The organism is uncultured Methanobrevibacter sp., from assembly GCF_946184425.1.
Lineage (GTDB): Archaea > Methanobacteriota > Methanobacteria > Methanobacteriales > Methanobacteriaceae > Methanocatella.
In genome coordinates, this window is record NZ_CAMHFP010000040.1 from 1 (window position 1) to 20,439 (window position 20,439).

The window sequence follows — 20,439 nt, forward strand, 5'->3', positions numbered from 1 at the left end:
AATTGAAAATGATTTAAAACCATTGATTAATCAAGCAGAATTACTATCTAAAAAATATTCTGCAGTAGTAACTAATCCACCATACATGAATAAATTTGAGAAAAATTTAAAAGATTTCGCTAAGAAATACTACAAAAATTATTCTAAAGATTTATTCTCAATGTTTATTTACAGAAACTTTGATTTTTGTAATGAAAATGGGTATAATGCTTTAATGACTCCATTTGTATGGATGTTTATTAAAAATTATGAAAATTTAAGAAGCTATATTATTAACAATAAATCAATTTCATCTTTAATCCAATTGGAATACTCTGCATTTTCCGAAGCAACTGTACCGATATGTACATTTGTTTTATCAAATTTTGATGAAAATTATGCTGGAACTTATTTGAAACTATCTGAGTTCACTGGAGGCATGGAAGTTCAAAAAGAAAAAGTTCTTCAAATAATTTCGGGTGATGAAATTCTTACTAATAACAATAAATTTTTTACTACGCAATCAAATTTTAAAAAAATACCTGGTGCCCCAATTGCTTTTTGGGTTGATAAAAATATCATAAATTCTTTTAAAAAAGGAATAGCATTAAATAAAATAGTTGATCTAAAACAGGGATTAAAAACTGGAGATAATGGGCGATTTTTAAGATATTGGCATGAAATCAATTATGAAAACATTGGATTTAATATTAATTCCCAAGAAAATGCAAAAACTTCTAAATTAAAATGGTTCCCATATAATAAAGGAGGCAAATATAGGAAATGGTATGGAAATCAAGATTATGTAGTAAATTGGTTTAATGATGGTCATGAAATAAAAAATCTTAAAAATTCAAATGGAAAACTTAAATCTAGACCTCAAAATTTACAATTTTATTTTAAAAAATCATTAAGTTGGTCAACATTTTCTAGTGGAAATATTGGATTTAGATATTATCCAAATGGTTTTATATTCGATGGAACTGGAAATTCTATATTTACAAATGAAAATTTTCTTTACATATTAGGTATGTTAAACTCTAATATTACACAGTATATGCTCACATTTCTTTCACCAACTTTAAGTTATGAAATTGGTTATATTTCCTTAATTCCCATAATAATTAGAGATAAATATGAAAATGACATAAATTCTCTTGTAATAAAAAATATTAAATTAGCTACAGATGATTGGAATGATTATGAAACTTCTTGGGATTTTGAAAGTTGTCCTTTAATAAAAATCAAAAATATATCATTAGAAGAAAATTATAAAAATTGGGAGCAATATAAAGAAGCACGGTTTAATTCATTGAAAAATAATGAAAATAAATTAAATCAAATATTTTCAATAATTTATAATTTCAATATTGAAACTGGAATTGAAAATAAAGAAATATCAATAACATTAGCCAATTATGAAAATGATATTAAATCATTTATTTCATATGTCGTAGGATGTATGTTTGGCCGTTATAGTTTAGATAATAATGGTTTACAATTTGCAGGTGGCGAATTTAACATTAATAATTATCATACATTTATCCCCGATCAGGATAATATCATTCCAGTTTTAGATTCTGAGTATTTTGAAGATGACATCGTTATAAAATTCATTGAATTTGTAAAAACTTGCTTTGGAGAAGAAACATTAGAAGAAAATCTTGATTTTATTGCTAACGCATTAGCTAAAAATAAAAAACCATCAAGAGAAAAAATCAGAGACTATTTACTTAAAGACTTCTTTAATGACCACAAGAAGACATATAAAAAATGCCCTATATACTGGCAGTTCAATAGTGGGAAAGAAAATGGATTCAACTGTTTAGTTTATATGCATAGGTATGAACCTTCTTTAGTTGCAAGAATACGTACTGATTATCTTCATAAAACACAAAAAGCAATTGAACAAAGAATAGCTAATAATGATAATATCATTAGCAATTCAACATCAAAACAAGAGATTACACGAGCAAATAAAGAAAAAGCTAAACTTCAAAAGCAATTAAAAGAAACCCAAGAATACGACGAAGTTCTAGCACATATTGCTAACCAAAACATTGAAATTGACTTAGATGATGGAGTAAAAGTAAACTACGCAAAATTCCAAAATATTGAAATTAAAAAAGAAGGTTCTAAAACTAAAAAAATCAACCTTCTTAAAAAAATCTAAAGGATATTTAATTCCTTTCCAGATAAAAAAACATTAACAACTATTGTGAATTCTTGTTTTTTTATCTCGTTGTTTTTATTTTCATAAATCATGACATTTTTCATTGCTGATTTATAAACCTCTTTTAGTTTCTTTGGATTTGTTTTTATGTATGTTTCATGAACTTCATTTTTACTTCTTCCCTGTAAACTATCAATATACTCAGCAGATAATCCAATATTGGATGCATGAAACTTACGCAGAGTATGAGATCTAAAGAAACGGTATTTTCCTTTAAATCCCCAATCCATTTTATCATTGATTTCTTGAAAACGAGTTAACAATAATGATGATGTAAAATCAAATAATGAATCTTCTAATTTTAAATTTTCACGCGTTTTTAAATATTTAACAATAGCTGAACTAGCTTCAGGAGAACAAAATGTATAATAGTATTTATCGGTTTTAATTCTTTTCAAATAAAAAGTTGGAACAACATTTGTTTTCTTATCCAGAGTTTCTAGAATAAATTCAATTGATCCACCATGATGATACTCTTGTGTGCCTTGAATAAAATGCTCAACTGTTAATGATAATGTCTCAGCTTTTGCAGTTCCAGAACTGCTCATGAATAATATAACTGCTTTTAAATCAATTGGTGAAATAAGTAATGCTTCATGTATATGTTCACGAGTTGGCAAGTCCAAATAATTAGTCTCATAAATCTTATCATATTTAGCTTGTGGCAAATGAGGTAGTTCAAACTCAAAGTGTAGGTAAAATGTCTTTACTTTTGAAAAGTATGTTTTTGAAGTATTGGGAGATAGTTTACTATTAAGTAAATAAGTTCTAAAGTCAATGAGTCTCATTTTTATTTTCCTATCTTTGATAGGAATTCTTTCATTTTCCTCAAATCGTGCCTCATCGAATAATTCTTCAATTGTTTTGCCATTAAAATCTTCATATAATTTTAAAGCAGAATCGTAACCTTTTTTTGTACTTGATTTAATATTTCTATCTCTGCAAAATTTTTGGAATAACCTATTTGAATTCATAGGATTATTTTAAAAGAAATTATATTTAAAATTCATAACCTTCATAATTTCTCCATCTAATTATTTCATTACCATCATCAGATTTAAAAGGTAATGTTTCTATAGTTGTTCTTGGTTTTTCTTTTAATTCCTTAATTTTATTCCAATACTCATCATCCAATATATTGAAATCATCAAATTTTGAAAAAACTTGATGAGTGCAAAATTTCACTTGAAGTTTATTTATTGATTTTGCACACTCATTATCAGTTAATTTATAATAATTTGATTTTAACATGTTAGAATAAACATCAAAGTCTTTTTTCTTTTTTTCTAAAAAATTAGTATAATAATTTGGATCACATAAACAAAGGCAAACTTTTGGATTTAATGGAAAGAAGATATGGGAATGTTTTTGACCTATACCTTCAGGATAAAAAGGATTAAATACAACAACAGGATTATCTGAAGTCCAAAAACTAATTTTGGTTTTATTTTTAATTAAAACCCATTTTTTATAATAAAAATATTTAATGAAATCTATTGAAAATTCATCAATCATTTTTAAATGCTCATTTTTAATATTGTCTTTAGATGAAAATTCCTGCAATATCCTTAAATATTCATTATCAATTTCATCATCTTGAGAAATAAATTTTTCAAACTCCATAATCTGATTTTTAAAAAACTCACGCTTTTCAGCAGTTCTAACAAATTGTATAGACATATAATATGATAAATCTGCTCTTACTTGTAAATTATTTAAATATTTATGATTCTTATTTTTAACTAACAATTTAATATGTTTATTTAGTTCATTCTCAATATTTGATAATTTATTTTCCACATTATTTTTGTCATTTTCAGAATTATAAAAATAACTTTTTTGAGCTACTTTGTTAATATTACTAATAAATGAGTTACAATTTAATACATTAAAGCAATAAATTGAAGGATTCTTTTTAACATTAGCATCAAAATTTCTTAAATAAAATTGTGGAACATAATGCTGTTTTTTGTAACTAACCATAATATCGCTTAAAAAAAATATTTAATATATAAAAACCGTTTCAAAAAGTATTTTTTAATTGAAAAACTGCAACGTTAAAATCATCCTGCAAATCATTTTTTAACCAGTTCCTTCAGTTCACTAATCTCAGACATCAAATCCTCATTCTGAGCTTTCAATTCATCCAAGTCACGTTTTAACTCATCGTTTTGAGTCTGCATCAGAGCCAAATCATGCTTAACATCACGCAGATCCTCTTCAATTTTTTCATCATCAATCAGTCTGTCAGTAAAAAATGATGAGAATACCGCCGTGATTGTGGAAAACACAAATACGCCCACAAAAATCAGCACGATAGTTATGGCTTTTTCGTTTAATGTCTGCGGAGTTATATCCCCGTAACCTACCGAAGTGATTGTTTCTATGACAAAATAAAGTGAATCGGCGAAACTTAAGGTTCCCCAGCTCCACAGCACCAGTGTAAATATCACTATTGTGACAAACACTCCCAGAAGCACCTTATCGATATTGGTCTTTCGAATAAAATTCTCAAGGCTGGTTATGAGACTGTTGAAAAGAACTATTATTCTTAAAATCTTAAGCAGTCTGAAATATCTCAAAAGACTTACATGAGGCATGACCACCGGCAATATTGCATCAAAAGGTATTGAAGCAATCAAATCCAGCCAGTTGCCTTTTTTTGTTAAAAAATCATTTTTGGAATCTGCTTTTAAAAAACTTACTGTCCATTCGGTCAAAAGAAATATACATATAATCAAATCAAAAGTCTGAATAAATGATACGACGCCTGAAGGGAGATTTAATAAAAGCATCAGAGATATTAAGAAAATATCCAGAACTATCAGAAACTGCAGTCCTATCCACAATATTCCATGCTTGCCTTCCTTCATATCAAATATATTCAAACTGTTCACCTATAACATTATTTTTAATTATACAATATTAAATTTTCTTAAAATGCCCTGTCGGTTTTTGCATTTCATGATTTAAAACACTGCTTGTGTTGTGGCGGATTCAACACAAAATATCTTTAAAAAAAATTTCGCTGAGGATAAAAGGTATAATCCTAAGTATAGACTTCACAGCATTGGCAAATATCTATTTGAACTCATCCAAATCAATGTAACGCCGGCTCAAATCAGTTTCGCAATGACCCACTCATCCAAAAGAATGAACATTACTTCCGCCTGTGTTGCCCAAAGATTTCTAATCCATGATGCGCTTTTAACTTCCTTAATCAGTGTATACTCACTGTTTGCAACATAACCTACCGTTTCGCCGCTGATTTCAACACGTATAGCATGAGGATCCTGAGGATTGTCCGGTTCCCTGAGCGGATTCGTCTGAAACCTCACTGTCACCGAAGTGGTGGTCTGCCCTTTCAATGTATGTATACATCGTTATGATTTCCTCAAAGGTCAGTTTTTCCCTGGAAAGTTCTAAAAGTGAGGATTTGGAATACTTCTCCTCCATCGCCTCATATTTTCCAGATAATCAAAATCAATAACCAGGCTTCGGCAGTTCTGACATACCAACTCCCCTTCAATCAGATTTTCCCCGCAAAACGGACATTTAATATTCATCACTCCTCAAATATTTAGTCGTAACCCTGAGACTCCAGATAATCGTCAATGTCGGGATTGTCACCGTATTCGTAGTGGTCATAATACCAGTCAGGGTCATTTCTGGCAATGCTATTTGGAGACGTATCGACTCCCCCATAATGAGAGGAACCGCTGCCGATGCTGCTTCCACTTCCGCTTGAATAATAATGAGTTTCTGAATGACTCGGGGAGTAAGTATCAGCGGTTATGATAGAGATGCAAGCGGCGACTGTTAAGATAGAAATTATGCATATAATTAGGACAGCAATTATTTTATTGTTCCGGTTCCATGATTTAAAATCTCTGATCAGTTTCGGATTTTGATGGCCGTTGGCAATTTGAACATCCCTGTATGCCTCGTAAAATGAATAGGCCCAAACTAAAAGTGAAAAAACAAGGAATATGCTTAAAAAAATCCCGAAAATAACACATACTATTCTGACTATTAATAATACCAAACCCTTTATCGTATTGCCCGCATAGATTGAACCTAACCCCGTTAAGAGGAATGTCAGTATCAGTGCAATGTAAATGTTTTTATTGTCTCTGAGTTTAACCTGGTTTCCGCAGCTGGAACAGAATGTTGCATCATCTGCAAGTTCGGTTCCGCAATTATCGCAAAACATCTTTTTTGCCTCCTTCATTATTGTAATGACCAATATCACATTTAAATTATCCCTGGGAACATTTCCCCAAAATATTTATTTTTCTATATATGTTTAATTATTTATTTAATTTAATAATTAAATTTAATAAAAATTCTCTCTTTTATTAATGCAATCTTTTCAATCGCAGTTTGGACATTTCACAATAACACACCTTAAATCATTTTAAAAGTTATCTTAAAGAATATTATTAAATCTATTCCACCCACGTGAAAGGTATGCTGAGTTTGGCATCAAGGCAAGGCCTAAAAATGATTTCATCTAAACCTTATAAATATTTAAACTTTGAATAACAAATTATATTTTACTGATTTAATTTAGGTGTGTGTCAGAGTGGTCAAATGAGATAGGTTCAGGGCCTATTGCTTAGTGCTTCGTGGGTTCGAATCCCATCACACCTACTTAACCAAAACCAACATCGAGTTTTTTGAGGATTTTTTTAATAATTTAGATTATTTTCTGAAACCATCATCCTTGTTAAAAATAAATAAGAGGTATTAGAGATACCTACTTAAAAAATTTACCCCATTTAAAAATTTGCAGTGTACAGATTCACTTTTTTAATGCACAGATAACTTGAAGCCCGAAGGAAAACATAATCTGCCAGATCATATCCGTAATATGTATGATATTCATCCTTTGTTGACAATCCAACATGATACATTCCGCCACCCCATTCAGGAGGTCTTTTAATACCTGTATTCACAGACACATAACCGAATTTGTTCCTGTTTTTGGCATTCAGGATTTTGACATAATTATTATATGACAACTTTACCCTGAATGTCTTTTTAATTTTTGGATTTGTAATTTTTAATGTATAGTACTTTTTGGCCTTTTTAATGTACAGTATTGAGGATGCTGTCTTTGATTTGTAGTTTTTAGCAACCAATGTCGCTTTATAAGTGTATGCTCCGGCCCTGGAAAGCTTGACTTTTTTAATCGCAATGCCATTTATGACTTTGGCAAAATATGCTTTTCCATGGACATTGAACTTGACAATGCCTTCAGTTATCATCTCACCGTACTTGTCCTTTACGATTGCTTTCATGACTGCATAATTTTTGTTTGTTGTCACAAACTTATTTAAAGTTATCTTTGATGACATTTTGCTTATCTTAACATTCATGAAAACCGGTTTTGCCTGATATTTTGATGTGTTCAATGATATTTTTACCTTATGGTTTCCCACTTCGGGATATTTGTCAAGATAGTATGTTGCCTGCTTATTGCTGAAATAGTGTTCATCATCATAAAATACATTTACTTTTTTGTTATCAAATGTTGCTGTTGGCTTTGCATCATTTATTGGTTTTCCATCCATATCTTCTATATTGAATATAATATCATTTCCATAAAATGAATCATATTCCTCACTGACATCTTTAGCGATTATACGTGCATTATAGCTTTGCATATCCGCAGTTACATTGTCATCAGCACTGACAGCTGAAATTGCAAACAAACCTACAATGAAAATAACAAATATCACAATCCTTTTGTCAAACAAATGATTACCTCCGCATAAGTTATACATAAGTTATGTTTAAAATTCGATATAAATATTGGCATTTCAAAAAAACAATTTCACCATTAAAAATTTCCATCAAAACCTATTAAATTTTCTCACGTTATATATTTCCCACATTTTTATTAGATTATCCATTTTTAGCCCTTAATAATCTATATATAACATTATCCATAAAAATTACTTCAATGAAAACGGTTATTCTTATTCCATGTTACAATGAATCAAAAACCATAGCAAAGGTTGTGGGCGATTTCAAAAGGACAATGCCTCATGCAGACATTTATGTCTATGACAACAACTCTACAGACGGCACAGATAAAATCGCCAGGGATGCCGGAGCCATCGTCAGATACGAATACAGACAGGGAAAGGGAAACGTCGTAAGGACAATGTTTCGAGAAATCACCGCAGACTGCTACATCATGGCTGACGGAGACGACACATATCCCGCAGAAGCCGCCCCGGAAATCGAAAAGATAATCCTGAGCAAAAAGGCCGACATGGTGATTGGCGACAGGCTTTCCTCAACATACTTTGATGAAAACAGCAGGCATTTTCACAACAGCGGAAACAGGCTTGTGCGCTGGTTCATCAACATATTCTTCAAAAGCGATCTTGCAGACATCATGACCGGAATGAGAGGATTCAACTATAACTTTGTAAAATCATTCCCGATTCATTCAAAGGAATTTGAGATTGAAACCGAAATGAGCGTTTTTGCACTTATCAACAACTTCAGGATTCATGAAATTCCCATCGATTACAGGGACAGAATTGAGGGAAGCGAATCCAAGCTGAACACATTCAGGGACGGCTCCAGAGTCATCATGATGATTGCATCACTTATAAGAGACGAGCGCCCTCTTCTTTTTTTCTCGATAATCTCTCTTATACTTCTAATCATATCCGGAGCGCATTTCTTCCCGATTCTTTTCATGTATTTCTCCACAGGATATGTCCTTAAAATCCCTACACTCATTGTCATTTCAACTGTGGTGATTGTTGCGGCAGTCATATTCTTCACCGGAGTAATCCTTCACGTTTTAAAAAGGCAGCACAGGGAAGCGATGGAGCATCACCTGATTTTGCTTAATGAAATGAAGAGAAATGACAAATGATTTCAGATTACCCTTTATATAACAAGAATTATATTGTCGGTTTGATAATATTTAAACCATGGAGTTTAAAAGTGAAGATATTATCCATGAAATCAGAAGACTGAACCGTAACGATTTAACAATTTTTCTCATACCCGTCATCATTTTTTCAGTTTATCTTGCAGTATTCTTTCCGGGAATAGCAACAATCGATTCCTTCAACCAGCTGCACCAGATTGCATCCGGACAGTTTACCAACTGGCATCCATTTTTCCACACGTTCATTGAAATGCTGTGCCTGAAAGTCTATCCGCATACAGTTTCAGTTGAAATTCTCCAGATTCTGGTATTTTCAGCAATGTGGACCGTAATCTGCAAGTACAACAGAAACGACAACGGGAAAAACAAAAGCACACTCAAAAAACAGGCGATCTTTTCAGCGCTTATATGCATAATCCCTATAAACGGGCTTTATTCAGTGACACTTTGGAAGGACGTTCTCTTCAGTTATCTTCTTATGTTTCTGTGCTTTTTGGCCATGGTCATGATAAACAGAAAGGGAGAGGTGGACATCAAATTCATCGTTCTCATATCACTTATAATGGCGTTCATATCCCAGATGAGGGGAAACGGACTGTATGTCGTCGTCATTACAGTGGCAGCATATTCCCTTTACCTGTTTTTGAAAAAAAACAGAAAAATGAGTGCGATGCTTGTTATTTTAACCGTGACATTCCTTCTTGTGGTTTCATCACTCAACATTGCCTATGACGTCAAGGACAATGAAAAGGATGCGGTAATGGCCAAGGTCATCCACATGCTTGCAAACTATGACATGAACCTTGAAATGGATGATGCAGACAGACAAACACTTCATCAGCTGATCCAGAAGGACAGGGTGAGGGAATTCTACATTCCGACAGGTTCGGATTCGATACTTTCCATATCAAACCTACATCACTATGAAAAAAACAAGGACACATACATTAGCATGGCAATAAAATACTCGCTTAAGGACCCTCTTCACTGTATTGAGTATCTTTTCGGCTCTTCACCCATGGTTTGGAACATCATGAAGGGAGACTGGATTGGAAGGCCTTACTACCTGAGCGGAGAACACGACAGGCTGCAGTCAGATTTCAATCTGTATTACCAGAAGCACAACTTCACACCTCATGAACCTTATGAAAATCTATCATATGCAAACTGGGGAACCCCTGCATTCAAAGGCCTTAACCTGCTGTCATTAGGAATCGAAGGCTCACCTGTTGATACTGTGCTGAACAATCCGGCTTTCTACATGTACCTGTCAATCATCATTCTGATATTGCTTAATGTTCTTTTGAAAACCAGGGAAATATACCTGATGTATCTGCCTAACCTGCTTAACATCGTCATGATATTTCTCTCAACGCCTGTTCAGGACTACAGGTATCTCTACGCAAATCTTCTGGTTTGCTATATGCTGATAATAGTGCTAATCGGAATGGATGAACCATTAAAAGACAAGCTTAAAGAGTTTAAAAGCAGATGGCGGGCAAAAAACATTTAAATCCGTCATCACCTCAAACTCAGGATACTCTGATGTTAATAATTCCATATAACTCTTGGGATGTTTGGTCGGCACAGTATCGACCAACAGATATGAATGTTGAATGAGGATGTGTCAAAATTTGTTTAACAAATTTATCCTTATTTAATTTTAAAAATCTTTTTTTCAACGCTTTCATTCAAGTATTAAGAGATATTAATATAAGTAAAACTCAAAATCAGTTGTAATTTCCAATATATTCTCACTTTGCATCAGAATATCAACCAATCTATCATCCAAATCTGCATGATTGTCTTGATAGTCAATTTCGCCCAATTTACTTCTAATTGAATATGCAAGACATTCTTCATCTAAGCTAAAACCTGCATTGATATTTTCTTTATTTCCACGAGCATCAAGCCTAATCCATTTATTAAAATCTTTTAAATACAGAGTGTTTAAAGCATGAATCATATAACCCTCACTATCATCATCTGCTCTTGTAAGCAACTGATAACTGATGCCTGATGGAATATGATTTGCTCTTAGAAGTGCTGCAAGAAGACATGATTTTGTCCAGCAGATTCCAGTTTTATTTTTAAGCACTTCACTGGCAGTTCTTGAAACCACCTCTGTTTTAATGTCCCATGAATGAGAAATTTCATCCCTAACAAAGATATAACATCTTTTGATATAATCCATCTCGTCTTCTGATTGAGGTATTAATTCCTGAACCTTATCCTGAATAAGAGGATTCATGTAATCAATGCTTGGTGTTTCCATCAAATATTCTTCCATACAATTTTCCCCATAGTTTAATAAAATAAAATTAAAATATCGTTTTATTAATTTAAAAAACTTTTTAAATGGATTTTGCCAATATACTATAGAAAAATATATGGGGTTTTTCTCCACATTATAATATTTCATGAATCAAATTAAAAAAATTTATCCCAAATAGATGTTTTTCAGATAATAAACAAAATCTACAAAGTGGCAGTAATATTTCAGAATCAAAGCAATAATTACCATTATAAACCTCTTTAAAGAATTAATAAACATATATTCAATGAAAAATAGAATTAACATTAGAGTTATGTTAAATAGCTCGATTATGGAGGTTTTCCATGAAAAAAAGCGAAATAATATTAATTGCACTTGGAATTATTCAAGTAATAATTTCAATATTGCAATTAATATTGAAAGTGTTGTGGGATTAATCCCATGATACTTCTTTTCTTTTTTTCATTATATAAACCTTCCCATAATTTAAAATGGAGTTGATAAAAGAGGATATGGATATCAATTCTCAATTTAATAATAACAATACTTTTAATTACTTTAATTTATCCCACTAAGGATTTCAAATATAAAAATATTGTATTAGGATTATTTTCATTAAATTTAATTTTAATTATAATGACCATTTTATTATAGTTACTTGCATACTCCACCATGTTAATTAATTTATGAAAACATATTGTTAATATTCTACTGATATAAATTCAAAAATACTTAAAAAACTATGTAAAATATACACCGGCTCAAAAACGGCCAAAATAACCAAAAATAATAGTAATAAAACACTATTTTTTAAAAATACATATGAATAATTATTAATAAACAATATAATAATCTAAAGTAATTTAAAACAACAAAAATTAAATATTGATGTCATATAAACTAAATAAGCTCCATAAATCATTTAAAAATCTTGTTGCCCGTATACTATACAAAATATTTACTACTTTTAGCTCTCAAATTATAATATAAAACTAAGAAGTATATATATTTTTATTACTTAAAAGATTTAAATTTTTGAATACTTTTCTCCCCTCTGCATATTAATTTTTGAGTTTCATCGGCAAAGTAGTTATGCAATATTTTCAAAATGTTCGTGGTGAATGAAACAAATAATTTTTCATGAGGCAGATAATCAATTTGAAAATTGGAATATTTGCATTAACACTACCCCACATAATTATAAATTTATAAAAAGACAATATGCCAAAGCATTGTAAAAAATATTAATAACTACTATTGTTAATATGATTATCTCAAACTTAAAGAAATATTGATATATAATTCTTTTAATCTTAATTGTTTTTTATTGTTTTTCCCAATACAAAAAACTTATGATGAACCTTTTAAAATTTATCATTCAGTAATAGATTTAGGTTTTGAAGATTATGGTGTTTTTTCAGTATTGGTTGTGGTTTTACTGAGTTTTACAGTAACAATATATACAAATGATAAAAATTTAAAGGTTACGAAATTTACTATTCTCCCTGATGAATATTTGACATTTACAGTTAAACTTGATAACATTCTTCAATTCCACAATGCTAAAAGGAATTTTGAAAACTATGATAATATTGAAACTTTATTAAACTACTTCTATAAATGACTTTTTATAATGATAAAAATAAAATATTCAATATATAATTTAGTTAAATTGAAAAATAGGTTTATTTGAAAAGTTATCCTTATTATAATAATTTCTCCAGTTTAACCCTATTTTCCATAGCTTTAATGGCACCATCATATCCTGGGAAGAGATATTCTTCAGAATAACCGTCAGCATACAGTTCCTTTAAAAACAAAGGCTTTTGATTTTTAGGAATTTTAATGCGATAAAATAAAAACTTGTCTTTTGGAACATAAACATTGGCAATTCTTGAAAATTGACCTGTATGCCAATAAGGATCATCATTTTCACTTTTACCAGCATGTTCATCAATTATTCTCTTGTCAAGTGAATCTCTAGACAAGTAATTAACATCATCCACTATAAATGTAAACAATCCCTTTTGTGCCTGCAAATTAGGATTTCGATTATATTCCGGCCTATAAAAGCGAAGCTTATTGAAAAAAGGACCATAATTATTGACATTTTCAAATACCTTGTAATTGAATGCCCATAAGATTCCGTCAACATCTCTTGGAGTTTCAACAATGTCTTTCAATGCAAAGTATAGTGCTGATTTGTAATCGTATGACCAGTCAAGAAGCCTTGTCGGCAATCCGTAATGCTGGGCAAGTGACATGATTTCCATGAACTTGTCTTCAGGCCACCATTTAGGATTATATTGCATATAGTTATGGATATTTTGCCTGACTTCAACATTGTCTGTGACTTTTAAACCGTTTCTGTCGGCGAAATTTAAAAATTTAAATAGTACATAAAGTTCTTTTTTAACTTGAAACTCACCGTCACTATCAAATACTTTTTCACCCGGCCAATTCAAAATCTTGCCAGTTTTATCCCTTTCGACAAGCACATTACCCAATTCTGCATTATTGTTAACAATTCCAAGTTTATTAGCATCCTTAATATCTATATACTCAGAGGGGATGAAATCCTTTCCAATAAAGTTATTGAGTTTATTATTTTTATCTCTTAATGCTGAAGGTACTAAATCATATGATGAATCCTCTAAACCTCTGAAAACATAATTATCTCTAAGGTCAATATCTCCATTGCGAATGACATCTGCTAACTCCTTGTAAGAGTTAACTGTAACATCTTTAATGTATTTTGAACTATCCATAAACATTATATATAATTAAAAATTTAAAAATATGTCTAAATCATAAATTTTAATAAACAAAAATTACATTGGTTTATTAAAAAAACTTTGTTAATAAATAAAAAATATTTTAACTAGAATCAACGCCCCCATATAACTAAAAATTACATATATATTAATCAAGCAATTAAATTTTTAAATAAATAAAAACAATTCATTATTATGAACCCACCCAAATATATCTCATATGACAATGTTGATTTAGACGAACCCAATAACTTAAAGTATCCAATTCCAGATAAATTGTACAAATACACTAGAATACATAATGCTAAAGATTTACTATATGACAATATTATTTATTTACCAGAAATTACTGAATTAAATGATCCTTATGAAGGAGAATTATTATATAATTATGAATTATTGGAAAACACATATTTTAAAAGTAAAAAAGAAGAATTTGATAAAGAGATTTTAGGTGAAACTGGAGAGGATTATGAAAAAGATGATTTATATTTTACATTACGTGAACGAGTTTTAAAAAAGCAATCCAAAACATATCTTGAAGAGTTAAAAAAATATTTGCATGAGGGAATTTATTTTATATGTTTATCCTCAACAAATAAATCAAACTCATTATGGGCTCATTATGCCAACAATCATAAGGGCATTTGTATTGAATATAATTTAAACCATCCCAATTATAAATATTTTAGAGATTTATGTTTCAAAGTAGAATATGTGAAAAAATCAGATGATACAAAGGAATTAAAAACCCATATTAAAAATAATAATTAAAAATCTTGAAAGCAACCCAATACCAAAAAATAATACCTCTAATGATGAAATTATTGAAACTATTTTAAACAGATTCCCCAAAGTAGTAGTGGAATTGAAAGAATTAGATTTTGAAATTCAAAAAGAATTAGATGTTAAAAAACTATTGAAAGCATTATTAGGCATATATTATGAAAATATAAAAGCTGAAGAACCTGTTGAATCTTATGCTGGTATAGCAAGCCAAATTGATTTGTATATAAAAGACATAAACTACGGTATCGAAATAAAGCTAGCAAAAAATAGCACCCAACAAAGACAGATTGTTGAACAAATTAATGATGATATTCTAAAATATCAAAAACTACCAAACTGTGAAAAAATATACTTCTTTATTTACAATCCAGAATTTTTAATAACAAATAATGCAAGTTTTGATGATTTACCTCCAAAAGCAGGAAATATTGAAATTAAAACAATTGTTACTCCAAATTTTAATTATTCATGAAAGAGTTAATTCGAATCAATATATTGATAAAATGACTTTAAAATCAAATATTTTCAAAAAAGATGAAGAAATATTTAAAGGAATAAAAATTGAAAAAGTTATGGGAGGAGATGGTGAAACTTTTTCAGGCATTGTTTATTTAGTAAATTTAAAAGAAGAAAATGAATATCTTGCTATAAAAACATTACAACATGAAGTTTTAACTCTTGAAGATTATGAAAAATTTAAAAAAGAAATTATTCCATGGATATTACATTTTAGACATCCATATATTGTTGAAGCTTATTCACTAGAACTTGATGATAATAAGCGCCCTATTTTGATTATGGAAGCAATTATCCCTGATGAAAAAGGAAGAATGCACTTATCAGATTTTATAGATGAAGACTTAAATATTAAACAAATTTTAACATGGTCAATACAAATTTGCCAAGCCATGGAATTTATAAACAATAAGGGATATACTCATGGGGACATCCATTCTGAAAATATCTTAATTAAAGATGGAAATGTTAAAATCACTGATTTTGGATTATCAGAATTAATTGAAAACATAAAAACAGAACAAGCAATTACTTTAAATAAACTTGATGAATCAAATCTTTCTCACGACATATTTACATTTGGAAAATTAATGTTTGAAATGATTACTACTGCAAAATCTCAGTATTTTGCAAGTGAAAAAGAGATGGAAAAATATGAAAATTCTGAGTTGCATGATATTGTTGATAAGTGTTTAAATGAAAATCCCAAATTAAGATTCAAATCATTTAAAGAAATAGAAGAATCATTAAATGAAATTTATTTTGAAAAATATTCACAAAAAATTGACGCTCCTGATTACGCAGAAACCAATGAATTAGGAAATGCATTTAAAGCACATTTGTATGCTCAATTAGGCGATGTTAAAAAATGTAAGAAGTATTATAATAAAGTTATAGATAAATATCCTCAAGAACCCATTATATTCCAATATGGGAAAGATTTAATTAGCTTAAATCAGAATGACGATGCCTTGAAAATCTTTAACTTTTTACTTGAAAATAATGAAAACTTGAACTTGGATGAACTATACCACAATATCGGCAATTGTTTTGAAAGAAAGAATCAATCATATAATGCTTTAATTTATTTTAAAAAAGCAATTAAAGAAAATGATGAAAATTTACAAGCTCATCTAAATCTAGGTCAAATATACATTAGATATGGTCTATACGAACATGCGTTCGATCAGTTTGAAATTGTACTTCAAAAAGAAGAGGATAACGAATTAGGATTATTTTATATGATGCAACTATATGATTTTATAGGCGATGCTGAACAATCCAACAAATATTTATCAGAATTGGAAAAACTGCCCCATAATTTATATATTGAATATCAATTAGGAGTTTTTAATAGAAAATCAAATTTGAATAAGTTTGAAAATTCCATGAAAACAGTTGAAAAACAATACTATTTTAATATTCGTACATTATATAGTCGATTGAAAAATGAATTGATGCATAAAAATCTAAAAGGATCTAATGAAATATTCAAGGAGATTATAACCACTTATCCCAATGATGTTGAAGAATTAGTTAACTTTTGTAATTTATTTTATGAATATGGGTTCGTGGGTGAATGTATTACTAATTTAGATTCGCTTTTTGAATATGCAGATGATTCAATGAAAAATGAATTAATTTTTCAAAAAATCATTTATTTAAGTAGAAATGATAAAAAACAAGCCATCGAATTATGTAAACATTTATTGAATAAGAATATTGATGATGAATTTAAATCTGATATATGGCAAACATTGGGAAATATTATTGGTATTGAAAATAAAGAATGCATAAAATGTTTTTTAATCTCATTAAAGTATAATCCTAAAAATACTTTAAATAATGTTAAATTAGCGGCATATTCCAATATTAATGGAAATGATAGAAAGTGTAGGAAATATTTGGATAAAGGGCTTGAAATAAACCCAAATGATTATTATTTAAATTGTATGGATGCATATTATTACTATGGTAAAGAAAAATATGAGCAAGCTCTTGAAAGATTCAATAAATGTATAAAGTTACAGCCATCCTCAAAATTATATCATTTTATATCAAAATGCTTTTACGAACTGAATAAACCTGTCGAAGCATTATTTTATTTAAATCTTGCAATTAATATCTCAAATCAATCCGATTTAACTAAATTATCTTCATATATTGCATATTATATCCAATTTCAAAAGTTTCTTTATTATGACTTTTAGCAAATAGTAATGTTTTCATATCATAATAGACTATGTAAAATTAGAAAAAGATTGAAATATAAAGAATAAATAATATAACTCATCATATTTCTAAAGATATAATCTTAATACTTCATTTAATTAATTATCAAATTTAATATTTTTAAAAATGTATTCCATCAATCTCATAGCATTATCTAAATCATCATCAGATAATAAATCATATGGATTATAATCTGCAGTACTTCTAAGTTGAGATAATTTGAATAATCTTTGACTGATTTTAGATTTGCCTTTTTCTTTCAAAATATCTCTAACTTGTTTATGTTCAGAAACAAATTCTTCACCATCAATATCACAATCTTCTTTAGATTTAACTTTAAAATTAAATTTATCTAAAAGCCATTCACTAATGTATAAATAAGAACTATAATAACAACGATTAATTATTGTACTATATACACAACGATCATCACAATCATCTGGAATTAAATCACTTTTCTTTGAATATAATTCCTTTGTGAATATGTATAATTGATATTGAGGGTACTTTTGGATATTGATAAATATACCCCCAAGATTATTTTAATATTATATATGAATCTTTAAATAAATCAAACATTTTATTAATTTTACAAAAATGTTCCATATGATTAATTATTTCATCATAATAATACTCTTCATCATCTAAATTTAAATGGTTAGGTGAAGAAATTTCAAAAACATTTTCAGGAATATCTCCTTCATAAACAATTTTTGAAGAAATATATTTAAACCCATAATGATTAGAAACATCTTTAAGTTCATTAATAAACTTAGTTTTATTGCTTTCAAAATTATTTTTTGAAACATTGAACTTATTTTTAACCCAATTCAATCCATCAAAAAGATTTTTATCAAATACTTTAGATTGTGAATTAACTAATAATAACTGATTGTCTACCATTAAAATCACCACAAGATTATTTTAATGTATTAATGATTTTAGACATGTGATTATAATCATTTTGAATATCAATTAAAACAATGTCATTTTTAATTTCATCATCATTCCTATGAGTTAATTGGATAATATCTTCAGTAATGTCTTCTTTCTGTATTGCAAAAGCAATACCTACTGGAAAAACATCCAAATCTCCAAAGTTATCATCAATTTTATTTAAAAATTCTTCTTTGAATATACTTTTAAGAGATACTCCTTCTTTAAGAATTTTTAAACATTTAATATCTTCTTCCATCATATCACCTTTATAAAAAAAAGTTAAATAGACATATTCAAAAAAAAATTTGAATTACAAATATACTATAAATTATAATTTACAATACATATAAACTTTTTCCAAATTTAATTTTACTACTTAACTTTATCTATACATTTATTATGAATCCACTCACGATGCTTTCCAATAGCTACACGAACAATAACATCAATCAAATCAACTTCATCAATCTGTTTGAAATAATATTCAGCCGGTTCTTCAAGCATCTGCCTTAAATCATAAAAAGGTCTTGGTTTGACAGCATCCGGATGCATCAATCCATATTTTTTCAACAATTTAACATTTCTGTTTCGTATTTCTCCAGTCCGGATTTCTGCACCTTGGTAGCAACGGTCTTTTCTTTTTTATCAAAAATCTTAGCAATTTGAGATGAATCGATTAAAATACTAGATTCAATTAAAAGCAATGTTATTTCATGCCCTTTAACTGTTATTGTTGTTGGATGTGAATTTTCACTATCCAGTATTAATTTCATTTTACTGCCTCAATTATATATTACAATCCCTATTTAAAATATGTTTAGCTAGGAGAATTAACTCCCAACTATTTAAGCCCTGAACTTACCTTTAATAATCCTATTAGGTGCATTCATCAAAACACCGACTGAGGTAAGTATGAATAGCTTTGTATACATCGGCAGTTCATCCCTGATGTCCTTGCGCATGAATTCAATCAATGGATAGAAATCATACACATCACCATCAGGTCCGAGTGGTGCAACAGTTGTTCCTGTTATCTTTGAGTACAGTAATTTCATTCCCGGATTTTGATAGTCCATACCGATGTATGTTTTCTCAACAATTTCAGATCCACCATCACAAACAGCAGTTCCAAGTAAATCAATATTGTCAATACCATAATATGATTTAATTGCCTCTACAGGTTCGACCTGCCTGTTGCTTGCAAACATGGCTGACTTTAATGTGGTCAATGACTTATAATTGACTGCCATACTGTTCAGGTTACAGAAGCTTCCCGTTAACTCCTTGAATTTCTCCTGAGCTTTTAAAATGGTAACACCACTGTCATCACTGGAACTATGATTGTATGTTGCCACCTTATCGTTGTTTAGAATCATGTTGATGGCAGCCTGCTCAATGCTTCTGCCAATCAATATCCCAACATCCTGAAGCATGTCATGAACGCTTATCAAGTTAGAGTCAAGCATCTGCGCTGAGACATTCAAAACACCGCCGATTGTATCTATTGATACTGTATCACTTACTGGTTTCCTCACGTTCAGTTCCTGAAGCGTTGCTCCCGGTGCAACATCTTTTGCTTCACCTAATTGGCCTTTTGCTATTATCTCATCGATATTTACGCGCTGGGACATGTAAGTGTAATATTGGGAGTTCTCTTCAATTTCCTGTTTTGGAATTAACCTTGTGAATTTCATCCATTTGGCTGAAGTGTCTGCCACGATTTGTGCCATCACTTCGTCTTGAACTTTAGCATTGTTTCCTTTAGTTAACATTAATATCACCT

23 protein-coding genes are annotated in these 20,439 nt (G+C 29.5%); 7 read left to right on the plus strand and 16 right to left on the minus strand.

All coding sequences use genetic code 11. The annotated features are described in order from the left end of the window. Position 1: 1 nt before the first annotated feature. The gene (gene pglX, locus Q0P94_RS08465; protein ID WP_295115628.1) at positions 2-2,152 is read left to right on the plus strand and encodes a BREX-1 system adenine-specific DNA-methyltransferase PglX; all 2,151 of its coding nucleotides are present in this window, start codon (positions 2-4) and stop codon (positions 2,150-2,152) included. Here the strand turns inward: pglX and Q0P94_RS08470 are convergent. From Q0P94_RS08470 to Q0P94_RS08500, 7 genes are all read right to left on the minus strand, one after another. After that, positions 2,149-3,186 carry an integrase gene (locus tag Q0P94_RS08470; protein WP_295115630.1) on the minus strand — a complete coding sequence of 346 codons (1,038 nt, stop codon included), beginning with the start codon at positions 3,184-3,186 and terminating at the stop codon, positions 2,149-2,151. The genes pglX and Q0P94_RS08470 overlap by 4 nt on opposite strands. 25 nt (positions 3,187-3,211) lie before the next feature. Next, positions 3,212-4,195 (minus strand): DUF4238 domain-containing protein, encoded by a 984-nt coding sequence (locus Q0P94_RS08475; RefSeq protein ID WP_295115632.1) that lies wholly within the window; start codon positions 4,193-4,195, stop codon positions 3,212-3,214. A gap of 92 nt (positions 4,196-4,287) precedes the next feature. Beyond that, positions 4,288-5,100, minus strand: a complete 813-nt coding sequence (locus Q0P94_RS08480; RefSeq protein WP_295115634.1) for an ion transporter — start codon at positions 5,098-5,100, stop codon at positions 4,288-4,290. A gap of 228 nt (positions 5,101-5,328) precedes the next feature. Then, positions 5,329-5,550, minus strand: a complete 222-nt coding sequence (locus Q0P94_RS08485; protein WP_295115637.1) for a hypothetical protein — start codon at positions 5,548-5,550, stop codon at positions 5,329-5,331. Between the two features lie 84 nt (positions 5,551-5,634). Beyond that, positions 5,635-5,778 carry a hypothetical protein gene (locus Q0P94_RS08490; RefSeq protein ID WP_295115639.1) on the minus strand — a complete coding sequence of 48 codons (144 nt, stop codon included), beginning with the start codon at positions 5,776-5,778 and terminating at the stop codon, positions 5,635-5,637. Between the two features lie 14 nt (positions 5,779-5,792). Continuing rightward, positions 5,793-6,425, minus strand: a complete 633-nt coding sequence (locus Q0P94_RS08495) for a zinc ribbon domain-containing protein (protein ID WP_295115641.1) — start codon at positions 6,423-6,425, stop codon at positions 5,793-5,795. A gap of 568 nt (positions 6,426-6,993) precedes the next feature. Further along, positions 6,994-7,974: a hypothetical protein gene (locus Q0P94_RS08500; RefSeq protein ID WP_295115643.1), complete on the minus strand. Its 981-nt coding sequence runs from the start codon at positions 7,972-7,974 to the stop codon at positions 6,994-6,996. Positions 7,975-8,180: 206 nt separating this feature from the next. On the opposite strand from Q0P94_RS08500, the gene Q0P94_RS08505 reads away from it, so the two are divergent. Continuing rightward, a complete protein-coding gene (locus Q0P94_RS08505; protein WP_295115645.1) occupies positions 8,181-9,113 on the plus strand; it encodes a glycosyltransferase family 2 protein in 933 nt (310 codons plus the stop codon). A gap of 58 nt (positions 9,114-9,171) precedes the next feature. Then, the gene (locus Q0P94_RS08510) at positions 9,172-10,644 is read left to right on the plus strand and encodes a hypothetical protein (protein WP_295115647.1); all 1,473 of its coding nucleotides are present in this window, start codon (positions 9,172-9,174) and stop codon (positions 10,642-10,644) included. Positions 10,645-10,663: 19 nt separating this feature from the next. Here Q0P94_RS08510 and Q0P94_RS08515 read toward each other — a convergent pair whose 3' ends face one another. Further along, positions 10,664-10,822: a hypothetical protein gene (locus tag Q0P94_RS08515; protein WP_295115649.1), complete on the minus strand. Its 159-nt coding sequence runs from the start codon at positions 10,820-10,822 to the stop codon at positions 10,664-10,666. A gap of 17 nt (positions 10,823-10,839) precedes the next feature. After that, positions 10,840-11,421, minus strand: coding sequence for a transglutaminase family protein (locus Q0P94_RS08520; protein WP_295115651.1), 582 nt, complete (start codon positions 11,419-11,421; stop codon positions 10,840-10,842). A gap of 1,312 nt (positions 11,422-12,733) precedes the next feature. Here Q0P94_RS08520 and Q0P94_RS08525 point away from each other — a divergent pair. Further along, positions 12,734-13,030 (plus strand): hypothetical protein, encoded by a 297-nt coding sequence (locus tag Q0P94_RS08525; RefSeq protein WP_295115653.1) that lies wholly within the window; start codon positions 12,734-12,736, stop codon positions 13,028-13,030. 82 nt (positions 13,031-13,112) lie between these two features. On the opposite strand, the gene Q0P94_RS08530 is transcribed toward Q0P94_RS08525, so the two are convergent. Continuing rightward, positions 13,113-14,174 (minus strand): FRG domain-containing protein, encoded by a 1,062-nt coding sequence (locus Q0P94_RS08530; protein WP_295115654.1) that lies wholly within the window; start codon positions 14,172-14,174, stop codon positions 13,113-13,115. 282 nt (positions 14,175-14,456) lie between these two features. Here Q0P94_RS08530 and Q0P94_RS08535 point away from each other — a divergent pair, with 282 nt between their 5' ends. From Q0P94_RS08535 to Q0P94_RS08545, 3 genes are all read left to right on the plus strand, one after another. After that, positions 14,457-14,954, plus strand: a complete 498-nt coding sequence (locus tag Q0P94_RS08535; protein ID WP_295115656.1) for a DUF2971 domain-containing protein — start codon at positions 14,457-14,459, stop codon at positions 14,952-14,954. A 61-nt stretch (positions 14,955-15,015) separates the two neighbouring features. Beyond that, positions 15,016-15,441 carry a hypothetical protein gene (locus Q0P94_RS08540; protein WP_295115672.1) on the plus strand — a complete coding sequence of 142 codons (426 nt, stop codon included), beginning with the start codon at positions 15,016-15,018 and terminating at the stop codon, positions 15,439-15,441. A gap of 31 nt (positions 15,442-15,472) precedes the next feature. Next, positions 15,473-17,695 carry a protein kinase gene (locus Q0P94_RS08545; protein ID WP_295115658.1) on the plus strand — a complete coding sequence of 741 codons (2,223 nt, stop codon included), beginning with the start codon at positions 15,473-15,475 and terminating at the stop codon, positions 17,693-17,695. Positions 17,696-17,815: 120 nt separating this feature from the next. On the opposite strand, the gene Q0P94_RS08550 is transcribed toward Q0P94_RS08545, so the two are convergent. From Q0P94_RS08550 to Q0P94_RS08575, 6 genes are all read right to left on the minus strand, one after another. Next, positions 17,816-17,980 carry a hypothetical protein gene (locus Q0P94_RS08550; RefSeq protein ID WP_295115660.1) on the minus strand — a complete coding sequence of 55 codons (165 nt, stop codon included), beginning with the start codon at positions 17,978-17,980 and terminating at the stop codon, positions 17,816-17,818. A 274-nt stretch (positions 17,981-18,254) separates the two neighbouring features. Further along, on the minus strand, positions 18,255-18,620 hold the full coding sequence (locus tag Q0P94_RS08555) for a hypothetical protein (protein ID WP_295115662.1): 366 nt from the start codon (positions 18,618-18,620) through the stop codon (positions 18,255-18,257). Positions 18,621-18,636: 16 nt separating this feature from the next. Continuing rightward, a complete protein-coding gene (locus Q0P94_RS08560; protein WP_295115664.1) occupies positions 18,637-18,912 on the minus strand; it encodes a hypothetical protein in 276 nt (91 codons plus the stop codon). A gap of 116 nt (positions 18,913-19,028) precedes the next feature. After that, entirely contained in the window at positions 19,029-19,229 is a 201-nt protein-coding gene (locus tag Q0P94_RS08565) for a hypothetical protein (RefSeq protein WP_295115666.1), read from the minus strand. After that, complete coding sequence (locus Q0P94_RS08570) at positions 19,223-19,429, minus strand: hypothetical protein (RefSeq protein ID WP_295115668.1); 207 nt, start codon at positions 19,427-19,429, stop codon at positions 19,223-19,225. Before Q0P94_RS08570 ends, Q0P94_RS08565 begins: the two co-directional genes overlap by 7 nt. A gap of 72 nt (positions 19,430-19,501) precedes the next feature. Then, positions 19,502-20,439 (minus strand): hypothetical protein (locus Q0P94_RS08575; RefSeq protein WP_295115670.1); only part of this gene is annotated, 938 nt, incomplete at its 5' end.